Source organism: Thermostichus sp. OS-CIW-30 (genome assembly GCF_054060215.1).
Window position 1 is genome coordinate 1 of record NZ_JBSSCZ010000030.1, and the last position, 26,284, is coordinate 26,284.

The window sequence follows — 26,284 nt, forward strand, 5'->3', positions numbered from 1 at the left end:
ACTTGGCTCATAAGTTCATTGTACTTCATCAAAGCGCATTCCTCCCGGCACTGACCCTACGGGTACAGTGCGGGGCTCCTGCGATTTCTAGCTGACTGGCTGGCCGGCCTTTTTCCCCAGCAGGGATCCCTTGTTTTGCCTACCCTTTTACAAGAATCTGAAGAAAATCCAAAACCCCTCAGCCAGACCAGTTCTTCAGCATCTGGCTAATGGTTCTGCAGATGATCCGCAGGGTCATGGAGCGCAGCAGGATCCCCATCTGAAGGTCTGTCCCCGGCAATTCAAATCGCTCCGCCTGGCCCGCCACCGTCAAAGTTAGGGTGGATCCCCGCTGCAGGAAGAGGGCGCCGCCGGGGTTGAGATCCCGTTTCAGGGTTTGCAGCTCTTGATCGGAGGGATCCCGCAGCACCACCAGATCGCTGCCTTCGTAGGCCAAGCCCTCCCGCTCCAGGGTCTCTTCGTCGGCTTCCGCCAAAAGCAGATCCAGTTGGGGATGGCGCAGCAGGGTTTTCACCTGGCGAAAGAGGCTGCCCTGCAGGGGTCTAGAGCTGTGGTTCAGCAGCACGCCCTCCCGACAGACGGATCCCACACATGCGTTGGGGCGGTGGGACAAAATATGCTCCACCAAGGTGTGCGCCTCCGCCAGGGTAAGGCGGTTGAAGGTCAAAATCGGGATGCGGGCCGTCTTGGGAAACAGATGGTCGAGGATTGCCCCCGGCACATCCACTCCCGCGCCAATGGCAGGTTTTTGGTGCATGAGCACACCTGGCGCAGCATTGATCTCGATGATCCCCAGGGATCCCTCCTTCCAGGAGCGCTCCAGGCTGGGGGCAATGACATCGATGCCCAAGCACACCAGCGAGAACTGCTGGGCAATGGTTTGGGCCAAAACCACGTTGTCGGGATGGACGGTGGCCGTGACATCGCGGCTCACTCCTCCCGCCGAGAGATTGGATACCTTGCGCAGATAGACCGTCCGCCCCGGTTCCAGCACACTGTCCACTGTCAAGCCCTGCTCCGCCAGAAAGCGCTCCATTGTCTCATCCCATTGGATCGGCCCTAGGGGAGAAGTGGGGGTATCCCAACGGGCGGGATCCCGGTTGGCCTGCTCGATGAGCTGCCCGATGGTGCTTCGGCCATCTCCCGTCACCGAGGCGGGGCGTCGTTCCGTGGCCGCCACAAAGCGGCCTCCCACACACAACAGGCGAAAATCGGTGCCCTGCAGATGCTTTTCCAGGATCAGTCGGATGGGCTCCTCAGGGGGAAGGGCTGCCACGGCTACCTCGTAGGCAAAGGCCAGTTCTTCTGGGGTTTGAATGCCTGCTGTTACCCCTATCCCCTTGTGGCCGGCCACCGGCTTGAGCACCACCGGATAGCCGATTTCTTGCGCTTGCTGCAAAGCTTCTGCCAAAGAGGCGACCACCTCTCCCTGGGGCACGGGGAACCCTTGCGCCGCCAGAAAGGCTTTGCAATCGTCTTTGCGGGTGGTGAAGTCAGAGTCGAGATGGCTGTCGCAGTGAAAGGTGGTGGCCACCCCTCGCACCTGGTTGCGACCATAGCCATACTGCATCACCCCTTCATCCCATAGGTAGTAGGTAGGGATCCCGCGTTCGTGAGCAGCCCGCAAGAGGGCATAGACCGTCGGCCCGCCGTACACCGAGTCGCGAAACAATTGCTGCAGGCGGCGCATCTCCCCTTCAAAATCGAAGGGCTGTCCTTGGGTGATGGCTTCCAGCCAATCCCAAGCAAAATAGACCGCAGCACGAGTGGTACGGCCATGTAAGGTCTGCACCGCGATGCGCACATACTCTGAAAACGGATGACAGCTCCACCGCTGCAAGTGGAGATCCATCTGCAACCGGTTCACCTCCGTCACCAGCCGGGCAAACAAGTGGGCGTAGGAAGGATAAGATCCCTCCTGCAACTGGGGAAAGTAGAAGCAGACCTTGGACAGGTAGACATCGATGGGCAGTGGCTGTGGGCACTGGGTAAGGGCAAAGTCGAAGGTGAAAGCGGCTGTACTGAGATAGGGGTTAGGGCCGAGATAATGCTTCAGGTTGAAAATGTCGAAAACATCCGACTCGCGCGCGTTGATGCGGGGCACGCCCGCCGCCTCCTGCAAAACCATAGCCGGCCTCAAGAGAAGGAAGACAACGACCTCAGCTCGGAGAAAACCCAACTCCCCCGGCTTGGGCCGCTTCCATTATTCCCGATCCGGCCCCCATCCCCGGCGGCTTGCCCTCGCAGCACAAGGGATCCCAGCTAGCCTTTTGCTGGTCAATTAACAGTTGCCTGACAGGCAACTTGGTAACTTGGAAAACCCTTCCCACCCTCTGATCGGGTTGGGGTTATTTCGAGTTGCAGTGCAACTGTTTGCCAATTCTGGGATCCCCTCTCCTCATAATGGGCAAGGGGCTGGGAGTGCTTGCCTGTAGCAGTGCTAGAGGAATGCCTCAGACTTAGACTTGTTCGGAATCACCTAACGATGGGCTTGCCAAGTTGGACTAGCGAAGGGCGCTCAGAAGCACAACATCCATAACCAGCAGCGCCCCAGCAAAGGCCAGCAGGCTGCGCACGATCTGGCGCTCTTGCTTAGAACGATGGGATCCACCCACACGAAGCCATTTCAGAGATTGGGGAAGGCGGTACAGCATAGGAGATTCGGCGGAACCCTAGGGTGATCATGCCCTATTTTGTGGGGTTTGGATTCCCCACGCTGGGGGGGAGAAACGGCTAGCCCTGAGGGGCAATTCCCTCTAGAGTGAGGGTTAGTCCATTGCCCCTGTCTATGACCACTCCCTTGACCCAAGCCGAAACCGTTTTGCAAAGGTGCTGGGATCATTGGCAATCTCTGGCCAGCCGTCGGGATTTACAACCGGAGTTCAGGGCTCTATCCACTTTGCGCAAGCGCCTCACCGCGCGGCTGTTTTCCATTGCGGTGTTTGGGCTGGTCAACCGTGGCAAGTCGGCCGTCCTGAACGCCCTAACCGGCGAGGAGCGATTGAAGGTGGGCCCCCTCAATGGGGTCACTCAGCAGCCCCAATCCCTGCTGTGGCAGCCGGGGCCGGGGATCCCTTGGCGGGTGAGGCTGGTGGATACTCCGGGTTTGAACGAAGTGGAAGGAGAAGCCCGCGAACAGTTGGCCTGGGATGTGGCCCGCTCGGCGGATTTGATCGTGTTTGTCATCGCCACCGACCTGACCCAGTTGGAATACCAAGCTCTCTCGGAGCTGCGCACCCTGCACAAACCCATCCTGCTGGTGTTGAACAAATGCGATCTCTACTCCGAAGCGGAGTTGCAGGCCATTTGTGCCCAGATCAGCCGCCACCTAGGCTGGGTATCGCCGCAAGAGATTTTGACCGTGGCCGCTTGCCCAAAACCTCTGAAAGTCCGCACCCACTGGCCGGATGGCCGCATTACTTTGGAATGGGAACGGCCTGCACCCCAAATTGAAGCCTTGCGGGGGCGAATTCTGCAGATTTTGCAAACCGAGGCGGGATCCCTCCTGGCTTTGAATGTGTTGAAGCGGCTGGACCGGGTTCAGGCCCAGATTCTGGAAAAACAGTGGCAGCACCATGCCCCCTTTGTGGAGCAATGGGGCAGGATTTTCGCCCTTGGCAAGGGGATGGGGGTGGGCTTAGCTCCGCTGGGGTTGGATTTGCTGTTGGCCCCGCTGCTGGATGGTCTTTGGCTGCTGGGCTTGGAGATCCGGCTGCACCTGCCCCGGAGGGTCTTGTGGAAGGGGCTGTGGCGACCGCTGCTGCTCAATGGGGCTTTGCTGCTGCTAGCAGAAGGAGTAAGTTCCTGGCTGTGGGGAGGCTGGGGCAACGGCCTCTTGCCGGGTCTGGTGGCGGGGGTCAGCCTGTATCGCCTGGGATCCCTGGCGCCACAGGTGCTCAGCCGGTTTGCAGCCCGAGCGTTCGGCCTGGAAGCGGGCCTTCGTGCCTTGATCGGACGGGAAAGGTTGGCTATGACAGACTGCACAGCCTCTCTGCCAAGCTCCCTGGCCTAGTTCTCAACCATTTCGGCAGCGTGGTAGGAGCTGCGCACCAATGGCCCTGAGCGCACCTGGCGAAACCCCATCTGGCGGGCTATCTGGCCCAGCTCGGCAAACTCCTCCGGAGTCCAGTAGCGTTCCACAGGGCGATGGGCCAAGGAAGGCTGCAGGTATTGCCCCAGAGTCAGACGATCGCATCCCACCGCCAGCAGATCCCGGAAAGTTTCCAGCACTTCTGCGCGGGTCTCCCCATGCCCCAGCATCAGCCCAGACTTGGTGGGTAATCCAGGATTCAGCTCCTTGACCGTTCGCAAAACCCGCAAGGACAGGTCATAGCCGGAGCTGCGCCGTACTGCCTGGGAGAGGCGTCGCACCGTTTCGATGTTGTGGTTGTAGCAGACAGGCTGGGCAGCCACCACACGGGCAATGCACTCGCGATCCCCGCGAAAGTCGGGGGTGAGCACCTCGATCTGGGTGCCGGGGCAGCGCCGCCGAATTGCCTCCATGACCTCCACAAAGCGACCGGATCCCTGGTCGGGCAGATCGTCGCGGGCCACCGAGGTGAGTACCACATAGCTGAGCCCCAGCAGCTCAACCGCCTCGGCCACTTTCTCCGGCTCTGTGGGATCCAACGGTGCGGGCCGTCCACTGGCCACCTGGCAAAAAGAGCAGGCGCGGGTACAGATCCCTCCCATCAACAGAAATGTAGCGGTTTTTTGGCTGTAGCACTCGGCTCGGTTTGGGCAGCGCCCCTCTTCGCAAATGGTGTGCAGGCCCCGCTGCTTGATCACCTGCTGCACCGCTGAAGTCTCGCTGGCTTTGCCGATGGAACGCTTGACCCAACTGGGAAGAGGGCTAACCGACATAGGGAGAACCGTTGCGTTAACTGGGTATCGGCAACAAGACTGCGCCCCTCTACAGCCGAAGGATGCAGCGCCTGCTCTGCCATTCTGACATGATGAAGCTCTGGGTTCCGAAAAGGGGAGGCCGAAGTCTTTGGGTCGACGGACTTCTCGGCTCGCACCAGCGGGACAAAGTCCTCCCAAAGCTCAGCCCTGTTCAGGGTTGCATGGGTCTTTCGGGGAGATTAAGCCACCTGGGGTGTGGTCAGCATTTGGTCGACGATGCGCTGCACAATCTGAAAGCCGGTCACCGCCTGCCAACCCAAGATCGCCAGGATCACCACGTTTAATAGGACATGCACATTACGCGCCCAGACCTTTTGCCCGTCTTTCATCAGCGGTGCTAGAGCCGCAGAGCTGGCCACCAAGGCCACAATGCCCAACCCAGCCAGCAGGTGAGGCCCAACAAACAGCTTGCCATTGTTCAGGTAGGTAACCCCCATGCCGCCCAGCGCCCCGAACACCATCAACACCAAGAACAGGGATCCGGCGAGGAAATGCCGCTGACCAAACTTCCCTTTGATCAGCTCCTTGCGTTCTTCTGCCGAGGCAGTGCGCACCCGTCGCGCTTGCAGACCCAGGTAAAGGGCATACAGGGCCAGCGCAAACGCCAAAATCATCAGCACAGGATGAAAGAAAGGCAAGGCCAGTTCTAGCCAGCGAGGAAGTTGAATGCTCATAGAGATCGCAGGATGGAAGAGGAAGACGCCCCCAAATTAACATGAGTTAACCTGATGCGCGGCAGTCTCCAGTCTCAGCGCAGCGGACTGGCACCCTATGGCAGGGTAACCCCCTGCCTCACTTTGTGGCTACGCAACGCTGCCGCGGCCCAGCTTTATCCCAGTCGCCAGCAAGAAAAACTCTTGCACCACTGGGGGCGGATGTGCTGAGCCCTCTACAGCGCGGCGGTGGCAGATCGCAAAACCAGCTACCAAAAGCTGGGCAGGTCTGTCAGCTACTTCGACACCGCTGACGGGAATAAGCAACTGAGCTCGCTGAAGCGTCAGAAGCGGCTAGCCGCGGTTCAGGCTATCGCGAAAGTCCGCCGGCCAGTTGAAGGCTCGCTTCTGCAGAAAGCTGCCAGCTCCCAAAGGTTCTAAAGGTCGGCAAACCCATCCAGCTGGCTCGGAGGAGAGATGGGCGTGTCAGGACAGGGATCCCACCGGCGCGAGATATTTTCCGTCTATGAGAAAGATGCCATTGGCAAACTGCACACTGTAGGTGCCCAACAGCCGCCGCTGCAGGATCACCCCTTGTTCGTGCAAGCGGATCAAATGGGCCGGGCGCAACATCGGCATTGGGTCAGCCGTTTTTAGGTAAGGAGGCATCTCCACCACTTGAACCGTTGCCCCCACTGGCAGTAAACCCTGGGCTTCAGACATAACGGGAGTCCATGTGGCAAGTGTCTCTAGCTTAGCTGAACGTAGGACGATGTATGCCCAAAACCGAACCCGAGCAGGATGACAGCATTAGGGCAGATCCCAGAGGAGCCGAACAGATTGGATCCCCGAAGAATTGTTGTAAGATTTTTATCAAGCACGAGGACTCAACGAGATAAAAAGGTAACATCTTGCAAGGTGAGTTGGTTTTTCCCACAAAGAAAAAGCAGTCGGCCTTTCGGGGTGCTGCCAACTGATCGCCAATTTGCTACCATACCATGAACTCTTGGTACCCATTTTTTGTGTCCTTGGATACGGAAACCTCATTTGCCGAGGCAATTTAGGGGTTCTCTTGTCCTGGAGCTGTGGGCGCAGGGCTTAGCAAGCTCGCCTTCGGCCTACGCACCAGCCAGATCTTTGCCGAAATTCTGTAGAAGTGTTAAGAATAGTTACATTGGTTTGCTATCTTCTCAGTTTTCATACTCGTCCTTACTTCAGCGCTGCGAAACGACCATGCTAGATCCCATTCCCCCCCCAGCCCTTGAGGAATATCTATTGGAAACGGGCATTATCGACCGTTCTCAACTGAGCCTGGCCAAGAAGCTGCAGCATCGCCAGCAAGGGCCGTTGCTGATGATCCTTTTGGAGTTGAGTTTCATCGATCTGGAGCAGCTCAGCCGCCTTTTGGATTTGGGCCGCGCCTACCCTTTTGATCATGCTGCAAACGCTGGATAGTCTTCAGCCCAACTGGCAACAGGCTCTGGCTCGGTGGTTCGCTGCTGAGCAGGGATCCCTGCTGCTGAAAAGCTGTGGGGGCCAGGATCTGGCGAAGCTGCGCAGTGTTTTGCAACAGATCTGTTCTCCTGTCCAGTCTGTTACGTTGCTAACAGAAGACTTGGAGGTGGTGGCCGGCCCATTGACGCTGCAAAGCTGGGATCCTCAAGCGACGGGCCATTTTGCCCACCTTTATCTGGAGCGTTCCGCCTCTAGCTCACACATGAGTCGTTTGGCGGCTATTGTTGCTCGGTTGCGCGCTCCCGACGGGTGTCCTTGGGATCGGGCCCAAACTCCAGAGTCTCTTACCCCCTACATTCTTGAAGAAGCGTATGAGACGGTAGCTGCCATTCGAGCCGGGGATCCGGCAGCAATTGCCGAAGAGCTGGGGGATTTGTTGTTGCAGGTGGTGTTGCAGTCTCAGATCTTTGCCGAGCAGAACCACTTTGATCTGGAAGCTGTGGCTGCGGGAATTGCCGATAAGCTCATCCGCCGTCACCCCCATGTGTTTGGGGATGCTGTGATGGCAGATCTTCCGGAGTTGCACCGCTCTTGGGAACAGATCAAGCAAGGGGAGCGACCGGATCAAAGCCTTGGCCAAAAACTGCTACACTATGCCCAAGGTTTGCCCCCCCTGATGGCTGCCCTGAAAATTTCCTGCAAAGTGGTGGGGGCAGGGTTTGAGTGGCCAACGGTGGAGGGGATCTGGGCCAAGATCCGCGAGGAAGAAGCCGAGCTGCGTCGAGAATTGGAGAGGGATCCCCCCGATCCAACTCGGCAGGAAGCCGAACTGGGGGATCTGCTTTTTGCCCTGGTCAACTTGGGCCGTTGGTATGGTTTGGATGCTGCCCAAGCTCTAACCCAAACCAACCTGCGCTTTGCTCGCCGTTTTTTGCGCATGGAAGAGCTGGCTCAGGAACCAGCGGGATCCCTGCCCGGCGATGGCATAAGCTCCCTTCTGAAAGGACGCAGTTTCCAGGAGCTGGAAGTCCTCTGGCAACAGGCCAAGCAAGAATATCCCTAGTTTGGATATGGGGTTGAGCTGGCGCTGGCTTTGAGGGGGTATCCGCCCACACAGTCTTGGGGCAAGTTCTCTTTGTAGGGTAGGAGCTGTTCTGAGCACCTGTCTCTATGTCGGCTATGTCTCCAGTTTCTTTCCTTGAGCAGGCTGGGGCTTGGATTGAATGCCTGCCCACATGCCAGAATGCAGCAAACCCCCCTCGCTATGCTCCTGTACGGGCCGGGGAGTATATTCGCTCTAAGCTGAAGGTTTCGATGATTGGGGAGGTAGGGCAGAGCTCTCGGAGATCTCAAACTCAGATAAAGTTTCAAAGCTCCCCGGCAGAGGATACAGCTACCTCCTGGCTTTGATTCGAGAGCAGTTTGGGTTACCTGATCTCAAGGCTCGGCTGCCTGTGATAAAACTCCTTGCCCGTCATTTGGCCAACCTGTGCAAATTCAGATCCGCCATCTCATCGAATATCGCTACAGTCGTCCAGTCCAACTGGAGCCCCACACGGTGCGATTGCGACCGCGCTGCGACGGGATCCAGACTCTCCTGGCTTTTGAGTTGCAGGTGGATCCGCAGCCGGTGGGCCAATCGGCGCTGGTGGACCTGGAGGGCAACGCGGCGGTTCGGCTCTGGTTTGGGGATCCCACCGAGCATTTGCGCATTCAAACTCAGGCCACGGTGCTCACCCTGCGGCAGAATCCCTTCGACTACCTGCTCTGCGATTGGGCCACCCATCTCCCCATCGACTATCCCAGCACGCTGGCAGCCCAATTACAGCCTTATCTGACGGCTCAGGCGGATCCCGGCATCCAGGCCTTGGCCTGGGAGCTATGGGATCACGTGCAGGGGGAAACGACGGCTTTTCTGCCGGCGCTGAACCAGCGCATCTATTCAGAATGCCGCCACATCTTGCGGGAAAAGGGGGATCCCTGGCCTGCCGGCTTGACCTGGCATCGCAAAACCGGAGCCTGCCGCGATTTGGCCCTGGTGTTCATGGAGGTCTGCCGTACGGTAGGCTTGGCCGCGCGCTTTGTCAGTGGCTACCAGGTCAGCCCCTCGCAGCCTTCGGGGGAGAGCAGGGGTGGAGAACCCCCAGAGCCTGTGCGCCGTCATTTGCACGCTTGGGCGGAGGTGTACTTGCCAGGGGCCGGTTGGCGGGGCTTTGATCCCACCCAGGGGTTGGCCGTGGCCGATGGTCATGTGGCTTTGGCGGCCAGCGCTTACCCCAGAGATGCCGCTCCCATTTACGGCCATTGGCTGGGCAAGGGCGTTCACAGCAGCATGAGCTACACCATCCACATTCAGGCGGGATCTTCTGCGCAAAGCCAAGCCCAGCTTGCTGCAGACAGCCTGAGCACTCCACCAAAAGTTTGGGGCTGAAGCCGTAGAGCTTCAACTTGGCCGGATCCCAAAGCGGAAATTTGAGATAGCATAGCCTAGCCCAGATCTTGAGAATTTGCCGAGGGATCCCGTTGACCCAGTCTATTGATGTCCCCACCAGCGTTGATACGTTTTTGCAGGAGTTGGCCGCCATTCAGCAAGTTGGGCCGAAGCGAGTGGCCATCCTGGGCAGCCGTCATGTGCCCATTACCCATCAGTATTTGATCGAGACCCTCAGTTATGCCCTGGCCCTTACCGGCAATCAGATCCTCACCTCTGGGGCCATTGGCACCAACTTGGCCGTCATTCGGGGGGCGATGCGGGCGGACATGAAGTCCTTGACGGTGATCTTGCCGCAGAGTTTGGAGCGACAGCCGGCAGAGTCGCGGGCCAGCCTGGAGCAGGTGCTGCATCTGGTGGAGCATCCGGAAAACGACCATCTTCCCTTGGCGGAGGCCAGCCGCCTGTGCAACCTGGAGATCATCAGCAAGTGCCAGCAGTTGATCTGCTTTGTCTTCCACGACAGCGTCACGCTGCTGGATGCCTGCAAGCATGCTGAGGAACAACACAAGTTGGTCACTCTCTTCTATTTCGACTGATTTGCCCTTCTACTTTCTTCCTCGGTATTGAGCTTGCGGCAGGGGGAAGTGTTCTTGTAGCCAGGCTTCAGCTTCTGCCGGGGTGGTGAGTTCGCCGTTCAGGGTGAGGCAACGCAGTTGCTCCAAAATGGCTTGGAAGGGGCGACCTGGCTTGTAACCCAGACGACGCAGATCGTGGCCGTTGAGGAGCGGCTTCACCCAGTACCACTCCTGCAAGTAGCGCCAGATCAACCGCCGGGCCGGCTTGGGGGCGATCCCAGCCAACAAAATCACCGCCGGGATCCGCAGCCCCTGCAGCAGTTGCACCACCTGGGCCGGAGAGAGGGTGCCGGGGTCCAATTGGGCCAACAGGGTTTGGTAATAGGAGGAATGGCTGAGGCGTTCGATGCCTGCTTGGGTAAGGTGGAGTTGGCTGGCCACCTGGGGGGCTTGGGGCAGCGTGAGGAGGAGAGCCTCTAGGCGCAGTTGCCAGATCTCCTGGGATCCCAGCTCAGGATAGCGGCGGCGAAAGTGATAGGCCCAGCGGCCCACCCGTTGCAACCGCCGGCACAGGGAGGGATCCCACTCCAGGTCGGGGTGAATACAGCGCAAAGCCCCCCATTCTGCCAGCTGCTCAAAGGCTTGGGGCCAATCGCGGGATCCGAGAATGTAGGCCAGCTCCTGCTTGAGGCGATCCCCGCCGACGGCATCGTGCAGACCACTGGCCACAGCAGCGCGGATCCATTTTTCTGTGGTCGAGTCCAGGGCGAAGCCCAAGCGCACCGCAAAGCGCACCGCCCGATAAATGCGGGTGGGATCCTCGATGAAGCTGTTGGGGTGTAATGCCCGGATGATCCCCTGTTGCAGATCCGCTTGTCCGCCGAAAAAATCCAGCACCTGTCCTCGCTGGGGGCCGTTGAGGCGCAAGGCCAAGGCGTTGATGGAAAAATCCCGCCGATAGAGGTCTTGCTGAATGGATCCCATGGCCACTTCGGGGGGAGAGGCCGGGTAGGGATAAAACTCCGTGCGGGCGCTGGCGATATCCACACAAAAGCCGCCTGGCCAGATCAAGGCCGCCGTTTGGAATTTGCCGTGGATCTCCAGCCGCGCTTCTGGGAAGTGCTGTTTGAGCGCTTGTCCCAAAATCAAGCCCCAGCCCGGGGGATCGATCCCATCCAGGGCCGGAGAGTAGGGCCCATCCACCACCAAGTCCAGATCCAGCCGCTCCAGGTTGGGTGAGGGCTGCCGTCCCCACCGGTGCAGCAGCAGATCCCGCACCGTTCCCCCCACCAGATACAACCTCAGGCCCTTCTCATCGGCGATGTGGGCGGCCTGCTCCAGCAACTGTCGATGCCGCTCCGACAGGGCCGCGAAGGCGAGATCCAAAGGGCAGGAAAGGGTGGGCAAAGCCAACTGCGGTGAGAGGGCCGGCAACTCGTGTAGGTGCCGCAACACATCGGTGCGAGTTACAATGCCCACCAACTGTCCATCCTGGAGAACCGGCAGGCGGCCAATATCCCACTGCACCATCAACCGCTGAATCTCCGCCAAGGGGGTGTCGGGGGAGAGGGTTTTCACGTCGGTGGTCATGTAGCCCTTGACGGGGGCATGGCCAAACCCGTGATGCAGGGCGATATCGATATCCCGCCGCGAGATCACCCCCACCAGGCGACCTTGAGCGTCCACCACCACCAGGCCGGAATGGCCGTAGCGCAGCAGCACCCGCTGGGCCTCGTCGATGGTGATCTCCGGTCGGATGGTGCGCACCGGAGCCGACATCAAATCTTTGGCCGTCACCGGGGGCGGGATCCGCTCTTGGACAGCCTGCCTGAGGGCCGCCATGACTTGGGCCGGGTTGGGCAAAGGCTGCTCTGGGCTGGCTTTTAACGTGGCTGCTGCAGCACAATCGTGTCCACCGCCGCCGTAGAGGGCCATCACCCTGCCCAACTGGGCAAACTCCTGCCGCGCCCGCCCGATCAGGCTGAGCCGCTCCCCCTGCCGCGCCACCAAGAGCAGCACATCCACTCCCGTCAGATCCATCAGCCGCATCACCAGGCCGGCTAGGCCGGGCACAAACTCCGGCAGCTCCAGCAGCCACTCTCCCAGGCGATACTCTCCCACCTGCTGCACCTGCATCTGGGCCAGCCCCTGGCTGAGCAGTTCGCGCATCTCTGGGGTGAGGCCATCCCCCAAAAAGCGCCGCAACAAGACCAGGTTCACCCCCTGATCCAACAGCCAGCTCAGGGCAGCAGCATCGCGGGCGGTGGTCTCCGGGAAGGTCAGGGATCCCGTATCCATGTGAATGCCCAAAGCCAGCGCCAGCCGCTCAAAAGGGCTGAGAGGGATCCCAGCAGCCTGCAGCCGCTCCACCAGCAAGGTACAGGTGGCCCCCACGGCCTCGATATGACAGTTCACCTGCTGCTGCGGCCAAAAGCCATCCGGTGGGGTTTCCGGATCCCTGAGGTGATGGTCGAAAATCTCGATTTGGGTGCCGGGGACGCTCAACCAAGCGGCAGCTTTGCCCAAGCGATCCGGATCGTGACAGTCCACCACAATCCACCGCTGCACCTGTCCCGGATCCACAGAGCGCAGCTCGATGAGGGGAAATTCATCTCGGTACAAGGCCAAAAACTCCTGCACCCCCGGCAGGGATCCCCCGGCCAAGGCAATGCGGGCACCCGGATACAGGCGCGCCGCTCCCACCGCCGCCCCTAGGGTGTCGAAATCCGCCGATTGATGGCACAGGATCAGATCCATTGCGGCAAGAGTTGTCGTTTTCCCCCCTTCCATCCTGGCCTAAGCCAGGATCCCTCTTGTTGGAGTCGGACAAGAAGAAATGAAGGGCTGCTCAACTCCGAGGGGCAAGTGAAAACCTCGAAGCTAAGTTTCAGGACGGGTGTCCGGGTTTTTATCAAAAAATTGGGTCATAACCCCGTCCTACGGCTATGCAGAAGCAGGCCAGTAGCGTGGGGAGTTATGTCCACAAGGAGCTTTTACAGCGTCGTCAGCTCCTTTTCTTTTTCTGCCAGCAGCTCATCGATCTTTTTGATATAGCGGTCGGTCAGCTTCTGGATGTCATCCTGCAAGCTTTTGGACTCATCTTCAGACAGCTCGCCGTTTTTCTCCCGCTTGCGCACCGAGTCGATGCCATCCCGCCGGATGTTGCGGATTGAGACTCGCCCCTCTTCGGCTAGCTTGGCCACCTGTTTGCTCAGCTCTTTGCGGCGCTCTTCCGTCAGGGGGGGAATGGTGAGCCGCACCACCTTGCCGTCGTTGCTGGGGGTTAGACCTAGGTCAGAGGCAACAATGGCCCGCTCAATGGCCGCCAAGGTCGAGGGATCAAAAGGCTGGATCAAGAGAGTGCTGGAGTCTGGCGTGGTGAGGCTGGCCAGGGCCTTGAGGGGAGTGGGCACGCCGTAGTACTCCACCTGAATGCGATCCAGCAGGCTGGAATTGGCCCGCCCGGTGCGCACCGTATTAAAGGAGCGCTGTGTGGCTTGCACAGCTTTGTTCATCAACTCCTCAATCTCAGCTAGCTCCACGGGGTTTTCCTCGCTTTCAAAACAGTTTCCAGACAGTCAGGCTTGGGCAGCCAACCTGGCCCCTCTACGGTGAGCCTGACCTCAATTCTACCGCCTTGTCTTAGGATCCCGTTCCCCAAAGCTGCACCTGCAGCTGGCGAATTTCCGCAAAATGCCCCCCAGTGGGATAGTACGAGCTCAAAGCTTTTCTTAGACTGGTCTGGACTTTACTGCACAATACAGGCACGACGAAGTTTTATGCCCTCTCGTCAAGTTTGTTCTTCAACGGCCCTAGCCTGGCTGATCGGCAGCTTGAGTCTCTTGGGTTTTGGAGCGGCTGCGGCAGCCTTAGAGCTGCAGATTGTGTCCCCCAATGCTTATAAAGTGCCCTACCTGGGAATTGATGGTGTTTTCACTCTGGATACGTCCCTGGAACAATCGGCCAACGATCCGCGCAATCCAAAGCGGGTGAAGTTTGAGAAGATGGAGTTCTTCTCCTTCTACGCCGATCTGGAGGGGAAAAAGCCCCTGGCGGAAAATTGTCGCTACGCCTATCGGGGGGCTGCGCCGGATCCCTTCTACTACCCTGAGCGCTCCTTAAGTTCCATCTGGGATTTGTTTCAGTTGCAGCCTGGAGCAGACGCCAGTTGCGAGACCTTCACCTATGTGATTCTGCGGGCACCCCACGGGGATCCGGTGCACATGCACCTGCGCTACGGAGGCCGCAACAGCAGCTTCCAGGAACTTCTGAACATCAGCACTCTGCCCGAGGATCCTGCCAACTTCAACCCCTGGTGGAGCACCTACTGCGCGGAGGGGGTAACCGGCTGCGATTGATGGGCTGGGCGGCTCACAACTCCTGCCGGGCTTCCAGGGCACGGGCCAGGGTAACCTCGTCGGCATATTCCAGCTCGGATCCCATGGGCAGGCCGAAGGCCAGGCGGGTCATGCGCAAGGTGGGGGCAACTGGCTTCAGGTAATCCTTGACCACGTGCATGGTCACCTCTCCCTCTACACTGGGGCTGAGGGCGAAGATCAGCTCCTGCGGTTTTTCCCGTGCCACCCGGGCCACCAGCTCGCGGATGTGCAGTTGGTCGGCCCCGATCCCGTTCATGGGGGAGATGAGGCCGCCCAAAACGTGGTAGAGCCCCTTGAACTCGCGGGTGCGCTCCATCGCAATCAAGTCTTTGACGTCGGCCACCACGCACCACAGCAAGGGATCCCGCTGTGGCGAACGGCAAATCTCACAGGGATCCTCCGCTGACCAGTTGAAGCAGATGGAACAGTGCCGAACCGTCTGCTTGGCTTCCAGCAGGGCTTTGGCCAGGGCCTCGATCTCGCCGGCAGGCCGGTTGATCAAGTGGAGAGCTAGGCGCTGAGCGGTTTTGGAGCCAATGCCGGGCAGCCGTTGCAGCTCTTCGATGAGGCGAGCCAAGGGGCGAGTGTACATACAGAGTTAAGCAAGCGGGGTTAAGCAAGTGGGGCTCAACCCAGTCCCAACCCCGGCAGACTGATGTTTCCGGTCAGCTCTTCCATGCGTTTGCGCATCGTCTCAGCAGATTGGGTGTAGGCGTTCACCATTGCTGTCAGGAGCAAGTCTTCTACCACATCCACCGACTCCTGGAGCACTTGGGGATCCAGAGAGACTTTGAGAGGTTCTTGGTTGCCGTTGACCGTCACTTTCACCAGCCCATTGCCGGCTTCGCCGACGATCTCCATCTCCTCTAGCTCTTTTTGCAGCCTTTGGGCGCCATCGCGCACCTCTTGGGCTTTCTTGAGCGCTTCTTGGATTTTGCCGAAGGGGCCAAAGCCTCGAGTCATGGGATCCTCTCTTGGGTTATCCAGATACTGCTGTTCTACTCTACCCGTTTCCCCATCGCCGGTAAAAGCACTCGAAAGTTCAGGCCAGAAGTGCTCCGCACCGCTAAGGCGACCGGCCTTCCTTAGGTTGCCCTTAACTCTGGCAGATTATCCTCACAAGAGAAGCCAAAGATCGACTCAAAAGCCCATCTGCTCATCAGCGTTTGCTGTCCGGAGGTGCCATGGCCCAACTGTTGCAGGATCCCCGATCTCAAGTAGCCCAGCCCAGTTCAACTCGGGTGGAGCCTTCTCCCTGGCGTTGGCGGCGCTGGATCCCGGAGCGTTGGTATGTGCATTTGGGCCTGGTGCTGGCCTGCTTGGTTCTGGGATTTCCGGTGTTGTACGCCCTGCTCGTGAGCACCCAGAACAATGCCGAGGTGTTCCGCTATCAATTGACCTTTGGCTCCTCTTTTGCCTTCAACTGGCATCAGGTGATGGTGGCGCGGCACTTGGGCCACTACATGGTCAACAGCACCATCGTGGCGGTGGCGATCACCGTGGGCAAGACGGTTTTGTCGCTGCTAGCCGGGCTGGCCTTTGTGTACTTCCGCTTTCCCGGCAAAGGGCTGGCCTTCGGCTTTGTGCTGATCACGCTGATGATGCCCACCGAAATCTTGATTATTGCCCTGCTGCGATTGGTCACCAACTTGGGCTGGGGATCCACCTACTACGCTTTAATCGTGCCCTTTCTGGCCAGCGCCACGGCCACGTTTTTGTTCCGCCAGCATTTTTCCAACATCCCCCGCGAGCTGGCGGAGGCGGCCCAACTGGACGGGGCCAACCCGCTGCAATTTCTCACCCAGGTGCTGATCCCCTTGAGCTGGAACGCCATCGGGGCGCAGGCGGTGATTCACTTCGTTTACGCTTGGAATATGTACCTGTGGCCCCGCTTGATCGTGCAAGGCCGAGAGCGACAAGTGGTGCAGGTGGGGCTGCAATCCCTGCTCAATCTGGATAGCTCGGCCTCCTATGGCCCCATGATGCTGGGAGCGATCATCGCCAGTATCCCGCCGCTGCTGGTGTTCATTGTCCTGCAAAAGCCCTTCATGAGCGGGTTAGCCCTCAATCGCGACAAGTAAGCCCTTAGGTTCCCTTTCATGCCCAGAGATCTACGCCGTTTTATTGCTCTGCTGGAATCCCGTGGTCAGCTCCGCCGCATTTCGGCAGAAGTGGATCCGGATCTGGAAATTGCCGAGATTGCCGATCGCCTCTTGGCCTGCGGGGGGCCGGCGCTGCTGTTTGAGCGGGTGAAGGGATCCTCAATGCCGCTGCTCATCAACACCCTGGGCACGGTGGAGCGCATTTGCTGGGCTTTGGGAATGGAGCAGCCTCAGGATCTGGAGGAACTGGGGAAAAAGCTGGCCCTGCTCTACCAGCCACGGCCCCCCAAAACCTTTGCCCAGGCGGTGGAGTTGGGACAGGCGCTGCTTAGCGTCTTCAAAGCGAGACCCAGCCGGGATCTGATCCCTCCCTGTCAGCAGGTGGTGCTGCGGGGAGAGGAAGTGGATCTCACCCAATTGCCCCTGTTGCGGGTCTACCCCGGCGATGCCGGACGGGTGCTGACCTTGGGCCTGATGGTCACCAAAGACCCGGAAAACGGGATCCCCAACGTGGGGGTGTACCGCCTGCAGTTGCAAAGCCGCAACACCATGACGGTGCAATGGCTGTCGGTGCGGGGGGCGACTCGGCATCTACGCAAAGCGGCGGCCCTGGGCCAAAAGTTGGAGGTGGCGGTGGCGGTGGGGGTGGATCCGGTGGTGATTCTGGCGGCGGCCACACCTCTGCCGGTGGATCTGTCGGAGTGGCTGTTTGCCGGTCTCTACGCCGGAGAAGGGTTGCACCTGGCCCAGTGCAAAACGGTGGATCTGCAGGTGCCGGCTCATGCTGAGATCGTTTTGGAGGGCACCATCACCCCTGGGGAAGTGGCCCCCGACGGGCCTGCCGGGGATCACATCGGCTACTATGGCCCCCGCAACGAGCAGGCCCCTCTGATTCGCTTCCACTGCTTGACCCACCGCCGGGATCCCATCTACCTCACCACCTTCAGCGGCAAGCCCCCCAAAGAAAACGACATGATGGCGCTGGCCCTGAACCGCATCTACACCCCCATCCTCAGGCAGCAGGTGCCGGAGATTGTAGATTTCTTTTTGCCGATGGAGGCGCTGGGCTACAAAGCAGCCATCCTCTCCATCGACAAGGCCTACCCTGGCCAGGCGCGGCGGGCGGCTTTGGCTTTTTGGAGCGCCCTGCCCCAATTTAGCTACACCAAGTTTGTGATCGTGGTGGACAAGGATATCAATGTGCGGGATCCACGGCAGGTGCTCTGGTGTCTGTGTTCGCGGGTGGATCCGCAGCGGGATGTGTTTATTCTGGCGGACAACCCCTTTGACACCTTGGACTTTGCCACCGAAAAACGGGGTCTGGGGGGCAAGATGGGCATTGATGCCACCACCAAAATTCCCCCAGAAACCGATGCTCCCTGGCGGGATCCCCTCACTCCGGATCCAGAAGTAGCCCGCCTGGTGGATCGCCGCTGGGCGGAGTACGGCTTGGCGGATCTCAATTGGCAGCCGGCGGATCCCCGCCTGTTTGGATACGATCTCTAGGCCCGCAGGGCCTCAATGGGATCCAGTTGCGCCGCTTTGCGGGCCGGGAAAATGCCAAAGACTAGCCCAATCCCAGTGGACAGGGAGAACGCCACTCCCACTGCCACCCCATCGACTTGGGTGGCCAAGGGGGTGAACACCTGCACCGCCACCAGCAGGCCGCTGCTGAGGAGGATCCCGAGCACCCCCCCGGTCACGGCAATGAAAATCGCTTCGGCGGCAAACTGCTGCAAAATCTGCCGGCTATCCGCCCCAATCGCCTTGCGCAGCCCGATCTCATGGGTGCGTTCCGCAACCGAGATAAGCATCACATTCATGATCCCCACCCCTCCCACCAGCAGGGAGAGGGCCGCCGTGCCCGTCAGCAGCACCCGCAACAGGCTCAAAATCCTGGCCGACCCATCCAGGAGCACTTTCTGGTTGCGGATGATGAAGTCATCTTCTCCCACCAATTGGTGCCGCTGGCGCAGCAGGTTGCGGATTTGGAACTCGGCAGCAGGCAGATCGGCTTCAGAGCGGGCCGAGACGAAAATCGCCGTCAGCTCTGTGCCGTAGGGGGAACGCCGCCCGACCAACCGATTGGCCACCACGTCCACCGGCAGAAACACTCCGGCATCGCTGTTGCCAAACACCGTCGGCTTCGAGCGCAAAGTGCCGATCACCTCGAAAGGCAAATTGTTCAGTAGGACGGTCTCCCCAATGGCAGCGGCAGGATCCAGGCCGAACAACTGGCTGGCGGCATCGCTGCCCAGCACCACCACCGGGCGCTGTTCCTCGATATCCGAGGGCAAGAGGAAGCGGCCTGCCTCGATCTCTAAGTTCAAGACCGACAAATACTCCGGCCAAGTGCCGGTGGCCTCGTAGCGGCGATCCACTCCACCTCGCACCGCGCGCACATTGGTGCCCAGGCTGGGGACAGCTGCTGACACGGCAGGCACTTCCGCCGCAATAGCCCGTACATCCTCCAAGGTGAGGGGGCGGATGTTGCCGGCATCAGCTAGGCCCAAGTTGGCCGAAAAGACGATCAGCAAGTTGGTGCCCAGAGAGCGAAATTGATCCACTGCCATCTCTTGGGCAGCATAGCCAAATCCGGCAATGGCCACCACCGCCGCATTGCCGATGAGGATCCCGAGCATGCTCAGCCCGGTGCGCAGGCGATGTCGTCGCACCATTTGCCAGGCCATTTTGGCCGCCGTTGCCAGGCTCATGGCTGTTGCTCCGCTCTTTTAATCAAAGTCTCTAGGTTCACCCCAGGAGGCAGGGCAGTAAAGACCCGATCCCCTGCCTGCAGACCAGAGAGGATTTGGGTAACTCCACCCTGAGTGATGCCCGTTTCCACGCGGCGATAGACAGGTTGCCGGCTTTGGGGATCCAGCAGGAGCACGCCTTCCTGGCTTTCCTCCCGGAGGATAGCCACTGAGGGCACCGTCAGAGCCTGAGGCTGGGGATCCCCAATGAAATCCACCGAAACAGTCATGCCGGTGCGCAAAAAGTCGGCCCCAGGCTCCGGTTCAACGAAGACCCGAAAGACGGTTACCTCTCGCACCACCACGGTAGCAGGCGCAATCCGCTTCACCCGCCCCTGCACCAGGCGGTCGGGGTAGGCCAGGGAGCGGATCTCCACCGGCTGACCCACCCGCACCTGGGCAATCTGGGCTTCTGGCACTTCTGCCCGCACCTCAATTCCCTGAGCCAGCGCCAAAATGGAACTGGAAGAAGCTGCGGTGGCATCGGAAGCTGCTGTTGTGGGAGCTACAAAGGATCCCACCTCGGCAAAGCGCTGCACCACCACACCGGAAAAGGGGGCGCGGACTTCGGTGTCAGCCAACCGGGATTGCCGTTGGGCCAGCTCGGCTTGTGCCTGGGCAATTTGGGCTTGAATTTGCTGTAGGGTTTCCGGGCGGCTCCCCAGTTGCAATCGCTCCAACTCCTGTTGAGCAGCTCGCAAATCCGCTTGCGCTTGTTCCAGGCGGGCCGAGCGTTGATCCAGCTCGCTGCGGGCTACCACCCCCGCCTGCACCAGGGCCTGGATGCGCTCTAACTCCCTCTGAGCCAAGTCCACCTGCGACCGGGCAGCATCCACCCTGGCCTGGGCCGCCGCGATCACCTGGGGGCGCTCTCCGGCCTGTTGCTCCGCTAGACGGGCTTGCAGCTCTTGAATGCGGGCTTGGGCTTGGCGAATGCCACTGGCGAGATCGCCGTAGTCCATCCGGGCCAATAACTGCCCTGCCACCACTTCATCTCCCTGATCCACCAACAGTTCCGCCAGGCGACCCGACTCGCGAGGGCTGACATTCACCTGGCGGAGCGGCTGCACCTGGCCGCTCACCCGCAGGCGTTGGGTCAGATCCACCACTTGAACCGGTACCGTCAATCTTTCCAGCCGTTCTGCCCTCTGCTGCTGCAGCTGACGCTGGATCAGGAGACCGCTGCCCCCTAGGCCGGCCAACAGCAAGCCCAAGAGCATCCAACCGAAGGGAAATCTCTTGGGGCGGGGTTTGCTCTGGGGCAGAGGCTGATCTGCAGGCCTGGGAGTAGACAGGGATCCCGTCTTGGGCTCATCGGTGTGCAGGATCACAAAAGTCTCCCGTTTGTAACAAAAGCTTTATCTTTGTCTAGCCTATTGGAAAAATGGGGGAAGCGTAAACACAGTCTCCCACCTCTTGAGCTCTATGTCGGCCAGCTCTGTACAAAAAACAGCGACGATTGTTACCATGGTTAACTGCCGGTAGCGCGGGAAGGCCATGAACGTTCGCATCAACGCTGAGGAGATCATCCGCTCCATTGAAGCTGCCCAGATGAAGCCGGATCTGCCGGAGATTCGGGTTGGGGATCAGGTACGGGTGGGAGTTCGCATTCAAGAGGGGGGCAAGGAGCGGGTACAAGCCTTTGAGGGCACGGTCATTGCCATGCGCCACTCCGGCATTAACCGCACCATCACGGTGCGCAAGGTTTTCCAGGGAATCGGCGTGGAGCGGGTTTTCCTCATTCACTCCCCGCGCATCGAGTCGATTCAGGTGCTGCGGCGGGGTAAAGTGCGTCGGGCCAAGCTGTTCTATTTGCGGGATCGGGTGGGCAAAGCCACTCGCATCAAGGCTAAGGCAGAGAGCCCAGATAGTTGAGGAACAGCTCCTCTGAAAATTAGGTGTACCTGCTACACTGGGTAAGCGGGTGTAACCTTTGGCCAATGCGTCCTTAGTTCAGTTGGTAGAACGTCGGTCTCCAAAACCGGATGTCGGGGGTTCGAGTCCTCCAGGGCGCGCTAACCATCAGACCCCCTGCGGCGATGGCTTCAGGTGGGGACACCCCATCCAAGGTGGTTTTTGCAGCCATGAAGTCCGTCAGTGTACCCAACCTACTCCCTGCGCTGCTGCTGGGGCTGCTGTTTTGGCTAGGGATCCCTATCTGGCCTGGATCGGGTGTGGTGGCAACGGCAGCGAGCAACAGGGTAGATCACGAGATCGATCGACTGTTTGAGGAGGCCTTTGCGGCTACTCAGAGGGGAGATTTTGCCCGGGCGGAAGCCCTGTGGACTCAACTGTTGCAGATCCAGCCTGATAATCCAGCCCTGTGGAGCAACCGGGGCAATGCCCGTGTCAGCCAGCACCAACTGCAGGCAGCTCTGGAGGATTACGCTGAGGCCATTCGTTTGGCCCCTGAGGCGCCGGATCCCTATCTAAATCGAGGAACTGCTCTGGAGGGGCTGGGGCGGTGGCAGGAGGCGATTGCAGACTACGAACGAGTGTTGCAGTTGGATCCCAACGATGCGGCGGCCTACAACAACCGCGGCAATGCGGAAGCAGGGCTGGGCCAATGGCAACAGGCTTTGGCCGACTACCGCCGCGCCACAGAATTGGCTCCCGACTACGCCTTCGCTCAGGCCAACTATGCTCTGAGCCTCTACCAGGTGGGTGAAACAGAAGCTGCCCTGCGCTTGATGCGGGCTCTGGTGCGCAAGTACCCGAAGTTTCCAGATATGCGGGCTGCTCTCAGCGCCATTCTTTGGGCGCAGGGTCGCCAGGGAGAGGCTGAAAGTCACTGGGTGGCTGTGCAAGGACTGGATCCCCGCTACGCCGACCTGGAATGGGTGAAAACCGTCCGCCGTTGGCCACCGGCAATGGTGGCAGCTCTGGAGCGTTTCCTTTCTCTCAAGTAGTGAGGCTTACGATTGCGGCGGAGGCACTCTGGGTCTTGACTCTGCGCATTGACGAAACAGTTGCTGGGGATCCCCGCAGCCAGAGTCTCAGGTTACATCCTGTCTGGGGGGATGGAGATTGCTAGATTGGGATCAAGCCGAGGGCGGATTCCAGCAGCAGGCTTAACCCAGAGCCAAGAGAGCGCAGAGGGATCCCAAAGGCTTTCAGCGAGCTGTGAAAAAAACTGTGTAAGGGATTGCTTCCTGCGACACCTTTTCGCCTTTTTCTTCGTCTGTTTTAGACCTATCGCGGCGCGTGGTATCAACGTGAGTGCAATGGCTTGTTTCTCTCGCTCTTCTTCCTTCCTCCCCGATTGGAGAGGGGGGCTGCGAAGTCACTGGAGCTGGGCAGGGCTGTTGCTCGTGGTTCTGCAGATTGGGCAACCCGCCGTGGCTCAGACGGAAACCCGAGTTTGGAGCGGAACCGGCCAAATTTTGAGCGGCCAGGGGCAGGGGGCGACGGTGCAATTGATCTTGGAAACGGGTGGCGGGCGTATCTGGAGCCAATCGGGGCCGGCTTTGGATGCACCCTTTTCCGGCGGCCATATTTCGGTAACCAGCGGTGATGGCACCTGGCAAATCCAATCGCAAGGGGATCAGTTGTTGGTTACCTTTTACCGCGGCGAGCAGATCATCCGCTGGCAACTGCGGCCCATGGGCGAGATCCCCAGCTCTTCCCCTTCTGCGCCATCCAGCTCCCTGAGCAGTGACTCCGCCCAGCCCGTAGCGCTGCCCGTCCAAGAGCTGGTGATTCCAGTACTGAAGAATTTGCCCGGTACCCCCTGAGGGATCCCTGCCCCGCCGGTTCTCGACCCATGAAACCTGGTGCGTTGGCCGCTGGGGCTATCAAACCTGTGGCCACTGGAATGGGCTGGGATGATTTTGGGGGCGGTGGGCCTGGGGATCCTATCCCATCGGCAGTTAGCCCGCCTGTTGTTTAGCTGAGCAGCGGGACACAGGGCAGGGGCAGTTGAGCTGCTGCCGCCGCATCCAGCAACCACAGCAGCCGTCCTCTGGGGTTTACGCGCTGGCAGGGTAGGTGGGCCTCGGTGGTCAGCGCCTCTTTCACGATGGGGGCTTTGTTCGCTCCGGTTACCAGGAACACCACCTGGGCTGCTTGGTTCAGAACAGGATAGGTCAAGGTTAGACGCGGCTCCTGCCCTTTTTGCCCCACCGTCACCCAGCGGTGCTGCACCTGCAGAGCGGCGGTGTCGGGAAATAGAGAAGCTGTGTGGCCGTCTTCCCCCACCCCCAGCCATACCAGGTCGAGAGAAGGGCACTCTGCACCGAAAATCTGCCGTAGGGTGGCCTCGTATTCGGCAGCATCGCGAAGGGGATCCCCCGCTTGGGTAGGCATGGGGAAAACTTGAGCTGCCGGGATCCCGATCTGCTGCAGCAGGGTTTCTCGTACCATGCGGTAGTTGCTTTCAGGGTGATCCGGGGGAACATAGCGCTCATCCCCCCAGAACAGCCAGGTTTGTTGCCAAGGGATCCCTGGGGTTTGGGCCAGGGCAGCATACAGCTTCTTGGGGGTGCTCCCTCCCGCCAAGGCCACCGTAAAGCGTCCCCGCTCGCGAATGGCAGCGGCTGACCGAGCTTGCCAAATCTCGATGGCCCGTTGGATTAAGACGGGGCCCTCCGGAAAGATCTCCAACTGGAATCCCTGCATACACCGAAGCCCTACTGCCGACCTATGCTGGGTCAGCCGACCTGCACCAACACTTTACCGAAGGGATCCCCTAAGCGGGGCAAACACTAGGAAGCCACCGCCAGCTCTTTGGCTTCTGCCCGAATTTGCTCGTAGAGGGCGCGCAGCTTCAGGCCCACGATGATCTGAATCAGACCAGAGCCATTGCGGGATCCCGGGTATTCCGGGTGCTTGCGCAACAGTTCCGTCAGCTCGCCATAGTAGCGGGTGGACAAGTTGCTCAGGTGGTTCTCGATGTAGATGACCTCTTCCAGCTTGTCGAAGGTGCCGTCGATCTCCAGAATCGAAACCGGGTGCTCGAAGTAGGTGGAAGGGCCATAGTGGAGGCGGATCCCTGGATAGGAACAAGTCAGCTTTTTGCCGCAGGGGATCCAATCAATGGTGGAGCCTTCGTCAAAGAGATAAACATGGTCGAAGTACTTCACCCCTTCCCGCTGGATCAGCCGCACCCGCAATACCTTGTGCTCTGGATCCAGCTCCGGCAACAACTGGGTAGGCAAAACCTCAATGACGGCATCGGCGTACTGCTTCTGCACATCGACATAGGCTTCAAAGTCCGGGCGGCGAGCCTCGATTGAGCGCAACACATCTTCGTAGGTGTGGCCCCGCTCCGCCATGTCCCGCTTCACTTTCCAAGCAATCTTGATCTCTGGGGCCAGATCCAAGTACACCTTGAAGTCCAGCAGCTGGCGCACCCGCTCGTCATACATGGGATGCAGCCCCTCCAGGACGATGATGCGGTTGGGCTCCACCAGCTCCGGCGGGTCAATCATCCCCGTCTCGTGGTTGTAGATGGGCTTCATCACGCTTTGGCCGTTCTTGAGCGCCTTGGCCTGCTCGTACATCAGGTCGAAGTTGTTGGCGCGGGGATCCAGCGCCGTGATGCCCTTCTCTTTGCGCTGGTAGCGATCCAAGGAGTGATAGTCATCCAGACAGATGGTGGTAATCAGATCCCGGCCAAATAGATCCCCCAGCCGGCGTAAAAAGGTGGACTTGCCACAGCCAGAATCTCCGGCGACACCAATCATCACAACACGATCAGGACTGCTTGCCATGGGAACTCCTTGGGGACGGGCAGGGCAAAACTGAGAAAAAGGCTCTAGAAAGTTACCAACTGTTACGGTCTTACATGATACCAAATAAAGCCGTTACATCACAAGCCGCTGGCAGGCCAGAGAGGTGGGCACCCTAAGCAACAATTTAACAAAAAATCCATATTTTTGGCCGATGAGCTTGGCCGGGATTATTTTTCCGGGGTTGCCGCTCTCAGGACGGCCTGGGGGGCTGGCGAAGGTCGTCTGCTTCTCCTCTGACAAGTTCCATTTGAGCAGCCGGGCTGCTGTGGTGTTTGCTATTTTGCTATATGTAAACTCATTTCCTCCCAGTGCCAGGAGCAGATCGCAGGTATGGTTGCCAGCGCAGAAAAGCGAGAGGTTGTCGTCAATCTGTATCGTCCCAACGCACCGTTGATCGGCCACTGCGTGGAGACCTACTCCATTGTCGGTGAAGGAGCACCCGGACTGACTAAGCACATTGTGCTCAGCTTGCCGGATCCCAACTACCGCTACCTAGAAGGGCAAAGCGTCGGCATCATTCCTCCTGGTGAAGATGCCAAGGGCAAACCCCATAAGCCCCGCCTTTACTCGATCGCTTCCACTCGCTTTGGCGATGATGGCGAGGGGCGCACCGTCTCTTTGAGCGTGAAGCGGGCCGAATATGTCGATAGAGAGACAGGCCAGCCGGGGGTGGGGGTCTGCTCCGGCTTCCTCACCGATTTGAAGGCAGGCGACGAGGTGATGATCACGGGGCCATCGGGGAAAACCTTCCTACTGCCCGAAGATGAGAACGCCAACCTGATTTTGATCGCCACCGGCACCGGCATTGCTCCTTTTCGCGCTTTCATCAAGCACCTGTTTGAAGAGGATCCCAACTATCAGGGCAAGATCTGGCTGTTCTTTGGGGTGCCCACCACTTCCACCTTGCTCTACCACGGGGATCTGGAGGCCTGGAAAGCCCAGTACGGGGATCGCTTCCGCGTCGATTACGCCATCAGCCGCGAGCAACAGACCCCCGATGGCAAGAAAATGTACGTGCAAAACCGCATGGCCGAATACGGTGCCGAGCTGTGGGACATGCTGCAACAGCCCAACACCTACACCTACATCTGCGGCCTCAAGGGGATGGAGGACGGGATCAACAACGTCATGGGGCCTTTGGCCGAACAAGCCGGTCAGGATTGGAGCAAGTTCCAGAAGGAACTGAAGAAAGCAGACAGGTGGCACGAAGAAACCTACTGATCTCTGCTTGTGATCCCTGCTTGTCGGTTTGTCAGCGCCAATAGGGATCCCGTTCCTTGCTTGAGAGCACTGGCG

Annotated in this window: 25 protein-coding genes and 1 tRNA gene; 13 read left to right on the forward strand and 13 right to left on the reverse strand. The window is 59.4% G+C overall.

The genetic code is table 11. The annotated features are described in order from the left end of the window. Positions 1-178: 178 nt before the first annotated feature. Entirely contained in the window at positions 179-2,128 is a 1,950-nt protein-coding gene (locus ACVWZF_RS12155) for an acetate--CoA ligase family protein (protein ID WP_011434445.1), read from the reverse strand. A gap of 376 nt (positions 2,129-2,504) precedes the next feature. Continuing rightward, positions 2,505-2,654, reverse strand: a complete 150-nt coding sequence (locus ACVWZF_RS12160) for a hypothetical protein (protein ID WP_011429585.1) — start codon at positions 2,652-2,654, stop codon at positions 2,505-2,507. 134 nt (positions 2,655-2,788) lie between these two features. Between ACVWZF_RS12160 and ACVWZF_RS12165 the strand changes: the two genes are divergently transcribed. Next, the gene (locus ACVWZF_RS12165; RefSeq protein WP_011434442.1) at positions 2,789-4,012 is read left to right on the forward strand and encodes an Era-like GTP-binding protein; all 1,224 of its coding nucleotides are present in this window, start codon (positions 2,789-2,791) and stop codon (positions 4,010-4,012) included. Here ACVWZF_RS12165 and lipA read toward each other — a convergent pair. The 3 genes from lipA to ACVWZF_RS12180 all read right to left on the reverse strand — a co-directional run bounded on the left by lipA (position 4,009) and on the right by ACVWZF_RS12180 (position 6,281). Further along, a complete protein-coding gene (gene lipA, locus ACVWZF_RS12170) occupies positions 4,009-4,863 on the reverse strand; it encodes a lipoyl synthase (protein WP_011434441.1) in 855 nt (284 codons plus the stop codon). The two genes, ACVWZF_RS12165 and lipA, sit on opposite strands and share 4 nt — an antisense overlap. Before the next feature lie 221 nt (positions 4,864-5,084). After that, positions 5,085-5,579, reverse strand: a complete 495-nt coding sequence (locus ACVWZF_RS12175; protein WP_011434440.1) for a DUF4079 domain-containing protein — start codon at positions 5,577-5,579, stop codon at positions 5,085-5,087. Positions 5,580-6,044: 465 nt separating this feature from the next. Further along, on the reverse strand, positions 6,045-6,281 hold the full coding sequence (locus tag ACVWZF_RS12180) for a DUF3148 domain-containing protein (protein ID WP_011429589.1): 237 nt from the start codon (positions 6,279-6,281) through the stop codon (positions 6,045-6,047). A 510-nt stretch (positions 6,282-6,791) separates the two neighbouring features. Between ACVWZF_RS12180 and ACVWZF_RS12185 the strand changes: the two genes are divergently transcribed. The 4 genes from ACVWZF_RS12185 to ACVWZF_RS12200 all read left to right on the forward strand — a co-directional run bounded on the left by ACVWZF_RS12185 (position 6,792) and on the right by ACVWZF_RS12200 (position 10,043). Continuing rightward, on the forward strand, positions 6,792-7,013 hold the full coding sequence (locus ACVWZF_RS12185; RefSeq protein ID WP_041436895.1) for a DUF2949 domain-containing protein: 222 nt from the start codon (positions 6,792-6,794) through the stop codon (positions 7,011-7,013). Between the two features lie 262 nt (positions 7,014-7,275). Further along, positions 7,276-8,076 carry a nucleoside triphosphate pyrophosphohydrolase gene (gene mazG / locus ACVWZF_RS12190; RefSeq protein ID WP_049749664.1) on the forward strand — a complete coding sequence of 267 codons (801 nt, stop codon included), beginning with the start codon at positions 7,276-7,278 and terminating at the stop codon, positions 8,074-8,076. Between the two features lie 426 nt (positions 8,077-8,502). Beyond that, positions 8,503-9,444 carry a transglutaminase family protein gene (locus ACVWZF_RS12195; protein WP_011434438.1) on the forward strand — a complete coding sequence of 314 codons (942 nt, stop codon included), beginning with the start codon at positions 8,503-8,505 and terminating at the stop codon, positions 9,442-9,444. A 92-nt stretch (positions 9,445-9,536) separates the two neighbouring features. After that, positions 9,537-10,043 (forward strand): hypothetical protein, encoded by a 507-nt coding sequence (locus ACVWZF_RS12200; protein WP_011434437.1) that lies wholly within the window; start codon positions 9,537-9,539, stop codon positions 10,041-10,043. A 9-nt stretch (positions 10,044-10,052) separates the two neighbouring features. Here ACVWZF_RS12200 and ACVWZF_RS12205 read toward each other — a convergent pair whose 3' ends face one another. Continuing rightward, positions 10,053-12,779, reverse strand: a complete 2,727-nt coding sequence (locus ACVWZF_RS12205) for a CBS domain-containing protein (protein ID WP_011434436.1) — start codon at positions 12,777-12,779, stop codon at positions 10,053-10,055. Positions 12,780-13,015: 236 nt separating this feature from the next. Further along, positions 13,016-13,564, reverse strand: coding sequence for a ribosome recycling factor (gene frr, locus ACVWZF_RS12210; RefSeq protein WP_011434435.1), 549 nt, complete (start codon positions 13,562-13,564; stop codon positions 13,016-13,018). Between the two features lie 237 nt (positions 13,565-13,801). Between frr and ACVWZF_RS12215 the strand changes: the two genes are divergently transcribed. Next, complete coding sequence (locus ACVWZF_RS12215; RefSeq protein WP_414329036.1) at positions 13,802-14,380, forward strand: hypothetical protein; 579 nt, start codon at positions 13,802-13,804, stop codon at positions 14,378-14,380. A gap of 13 nt (positions 14,381-14,393) precedes the next feature. Here ACVWZF_RS12215 and recR read toward each other — a convergent pair whose 3' ends face one another. Both recR and ACVWZF_RS12225 read right to left on the reverse strand, forming a co-directional pair. After that, the gene (recR, locus tag ACVWZF_RS12220) at positions 14,394-14,993 is read right to left on the reverse strand and encodes a recombination mediator RecR (protein WP_414344525.1); all 600 of its coding nucleotides are present in this window, start codon (positions 14,991-14,993) and stop codon (positions 14,394-14,396) included. A 35-nt stretch (positions 14,994-15,028) separates the two neighbouring features. After that, positions 15,029-15,364 (reverse strand): YbaB/EbfC family nucleoid-associated protein, encoded by a 336-nt coding sequence (locus ACVWZF_RS12225; protein WP_011434432.1) that lies wholly within the window; start codon positions 15,362-15,364, stop codon positions 15,029-15,031. 221 nt (positions 15,365-15,585) lie between these two features. On the opposite strand from ACVWZF_RS12225, the gene ACVWZF_RS12230 reads away from it, so the two are divergent. Both ACVWZF_RS12230 and ACVWZF_RS12235 read left to right on the forward strand, forming a co-directional pair. Next, positions 15,586-16,482: a carbohydrate ABC transporter permease gene (locus tag ACVWZF_RS12230; protein WP_414416210.1), complete on the forward strand. Its 897-nt coding sequence runs from the start codon at positions 15,586-15,588 to the stop codon at positions 16,480-16,482. Between the two features lie 18 nt (positions 16,483-16,500). Then, positions 16,501-18,009: a UbiD family decarboxylase gene (locus ACVWZF_RS12235; RefSeq protein WP_457411577.1), complete on the forward strand. Its 1,509-nt coding sequence runs from the start codon at positions 16,501-16,503 to the stop codon at positions 18,007-18,009. Here the strand turns inward: ACVWZF_RS12235 and ACVWZF_RS12240 are convergent. Next, positions 18,006-19,217 carry an ABC transporter permease gene (locus ACVWZF_RS12240; RefSeq protein ID WP_457411578.1) on the reverse strand — a complete coding sequence of 404 codons (1,212 nt, stop codon included), beginning with the start codon at positions 19,215-19,217 and terminating at the stop codon, positions 18,006-18,008. The genes ACVWZF_RS12235 and ACVWZF_RS12240 overlap by 4 nt on opposite strands. Beyond that, on the reverse strand, positions 19,214-20,587 hold the full coding sequence (locus tag ACVWZF_RS12245; RefSeq protein WP_414329040.1) for an efflux RND transporter periplasmic adaptor subunit: 1,374 nt from the start codon (positions 20,585-20,587) through the stop codon (positions 19,214-19,216). The genes ACVWZF_RS12240 and ACVWZF_RS12245 overlap by 4 nt, the downstream gene beginning before the upstream one ends. Before the next feature lie 166 nt (positions 20,588-20,753). Here ACVWZF_RS12245 and rplS point away from each other — a divergent pair, with 166 nt between their 5' ends. From rplS to ACVWZF_RS12265, 4 genes are all read left to right on the forward strand, one after another. Continuing rightward, positions 20,754-21,131 carry a 50S ribosomal protein L19 gene (gene rplS / locus ACVWZF_RS12250; RefSeq protein WP_011434427.1) on the forward strand — a complete coding sequence of 126 codons (378 nt, stop codon included), beginning with the start codon at positions 20,754-20,756 and terminating at the stop codon, positions 21,129-21,131. A gap of 67 nt (positions 21,132-21,198) precedes the next feature. After that, a tRNA-Trp gene (locus ACVWZF_RS12255) sits at positions 21,199-21,271 on the forward strand. 69 nt (positions 21,272-21,340) lie between these two features. Next, positions 21,341-22,165, forward strand: coding sequence for a tetratricopeptide repeat protein (locus ACVWZF_RS12260; RefSeq protein ID WP_041437723.1), 825 nt, complete (start codon positions 21,341-21,343; stop codon positions 22,163-22,165). A gap of 402 nt (positions 22,166-22,567) precedes the next feature. Then, the gene (locus ACVWZF_RS12265; RefSeq protein ID WP_148202781.1) at positions 22,568-22,990 is read left to right on the forward strand and encodes a hypothetical protein; all 423 of its coding nucleotides are present in this window, start codon (positions 22,568-22,570) and stop codon (positions 22,988-22,990) included. Positions 22,991-23,141: 151 nt separating this feature from the next. On the opposite strand, the gene pgl is transcribed toward ACVWZF_RS12265, so the two are convergent. After that, the gene (pgl, locus tag ACVWZF_RS12270; RefSeq protein WP_011434423.1) at positions 23,142-23,873 is read right to left on the reverse strand and encodes a 6-phosphogluconolactonase; all 732 of its coding nucleotides are present in this window, start codon (positions 23,871-23,873) and stop codon (positions 23,142-23,144) included. A gap of 86 nt (positions 23,874-23,959) precedes the next feature. Further along, positions 23,960-24,967: a phosphoribulokinase gene (locus ACVWZF_RS12275; protein ID WP_457393965.1), complete on the reverse strand. Its 1,008-nt coding sequence runs from the start codon at positions 24,965-24,967 to the stop codon at positions 23,960-23,962. Positions 24,968-25,318: 351 nt separating this feature from the next. Here ACVWZF_RS12275 and ACVWZF_RS12280 point away from each other — a divergent pair, with 351 nt between their 5' ends. Then, complete coding sequence (locus ACVWZF_RS12280; protein WP_457411579.1) at positions 25,319-26,209, forward strand: ferredoxin--NADP(+) reductase; 891 nt, start codon at positions 25,319-25,321, stop codon at positions 26,207-26,209. The last annotated feature ends 75 nt before the right edge of the window (positions 26,210-26,284 follow it).

Excerpts from the sequence above, each read along its gene's own strand:
- ACVWZF_RS12155 (WP_011434445.1), bottom strand. The coding sequence starts at position 2,128 with ATGGTTTTGCAGGAGGCGGCGGGCGTGCCCCGCATCAACGCGCGCGAG.
- ACVWZF_RS12160 (WP_011429585.1), bottom strand. The coding sequence starts at position 2,654 with ATGCTGTACCGCCTTCCCCAATCTCTGAAATGGCTTCGTGTGGGTGGA.
- ACVWZF_RS12165 (WP_011434442.1), top strand. The coding sequence starts at position 2,789 with ATGACCACTCCCTTGACCCAAGCCGAAACCGTTTTGCAAAGGTGCTGG.
- lipA (WP_011434441.1), bottom strand. The coding sequence starts at position 4,863 with ATGTCGGTTAGCCCTCTTCCCAGTTGGGTCAAGCGTTCCATCGGCAAA.
- ACVWZF_RS12175 (WP_011434440.1), bottom strand. The coding sequence starts at position 5,579 with ATGAGCATTCAACTTCCTCGCTGGCTAGAACTGGCCTTGCCTTTCTTT.
- ACVWZF_RS12180 (WP_011429589.1), bottom strand. The coding sequence starts at position 6,281 with ATGTCTGAAGCCCAGGGTTTACTGCCAGTGGGGGCAACGGTTCAAGTG.
- ACVWZF_RS12185 (WP_041436895.1), top strand. The coding sequence starts at position 6,792 with ATGCTAGATCCCATTCCCCCCCCAGCCCTTGAGGAATATCTATTGGAA.
- mazG (WP_049749664.1), top strand. The coding sequence starts at position 7,276 with ATGAGTCGTTTGGCGGCTATTGTTGCTCGGTTGCGCGCTCCCGACGGG.
- ACVWZF_RS12205 (WP_011434436.1), bottom strand. The coding sequence starts at position 12,779 with ATGGATCTGATCCTGTGCCATCAATCGGCGGATTTCGACACCCTAGGG.
- ACVWZF_RS12215 (WP_414329036.1), top strand. The coding sequence starts at position 13,802 with ATGCCCTCTCGTCAAGTTTGTTCTTCAACGGCCCTAGCCTGGCTGATC.
- recR (WP_414344525.1), bottom strand. The coding sequence starts at position 14,993 with ATGTACACTCGCCCCTTGGCTCGCCTCATCGAAGAGCTGCAACGGCTG.
- ACVWZF_RS12225 (WP_011434432.1), bottom strand. The coding sequence starts at position 15,364 with ATGACTCGAGGCTTTGGCCCCTTCGGCAAAATCCAAGAAGCGCTCAAG.
- ACVWZF_RS12230 (WP_414416210.1), top strand. The coding sequence starts at position 15,586 with ATGGCCCAACTGTTGCAGGATCCCCGATCTCAAGTAGCCCAGCCCAGT.
- ACVWZF_RS12235 (WP_457411577.1), top strand. The coding sequence starts at position 16,501 with ATGCCCAGAGATCTACGCCGTTTTATTGCTCTGCTGGAATCCCGTGGT.
- ACVWZF_RS12240 (WP_457411578.1), bottom strand. The coding sequence starts at position 19,217 with ATGAGCCTGGCAACGGCGGCCAAAATGGCCTGGCAAATGGTGCGACGA.
- rplS (WP_011434427.1), top strand. The coding sequence starts at position 20,754 with ATGAACGTTCGCATCAACGCTGAGGAGATCATCCGCTCCATTGAAGCT.
- ACVWZF_RS12260 (WP_041437723.1), top strand. The coding sequence starts at position 21,341 with ATGAAGTCCGTCAGTGTACCCAACCTACTCCCTGCGCTGCTGCTGGGG.
- pgl (WP_011434423.1), bottom strand. The coding sequence starts at position 23,873 with ATGCAGGGATTCCAGTTGGAGATCTTTCCGGAGGGCCCCGTCTTAATC.
- ACVWZF_RS12275 (WP_457393965.1), bottom strand. The coding sequence starts at position 24,967 with ATGGCAAGCAGTCCTGATCGTGTTGTGATGATTGGTGTCGCCGGAGAT.
- ACVWZF_RS12280 (WP_457411579.1), top strand. The coding sequence starts at position 25,319 with ATGGTTGCCAGCGCAGAAAAGCGAGAGGTTGTCGTCAATCTGTATCGT.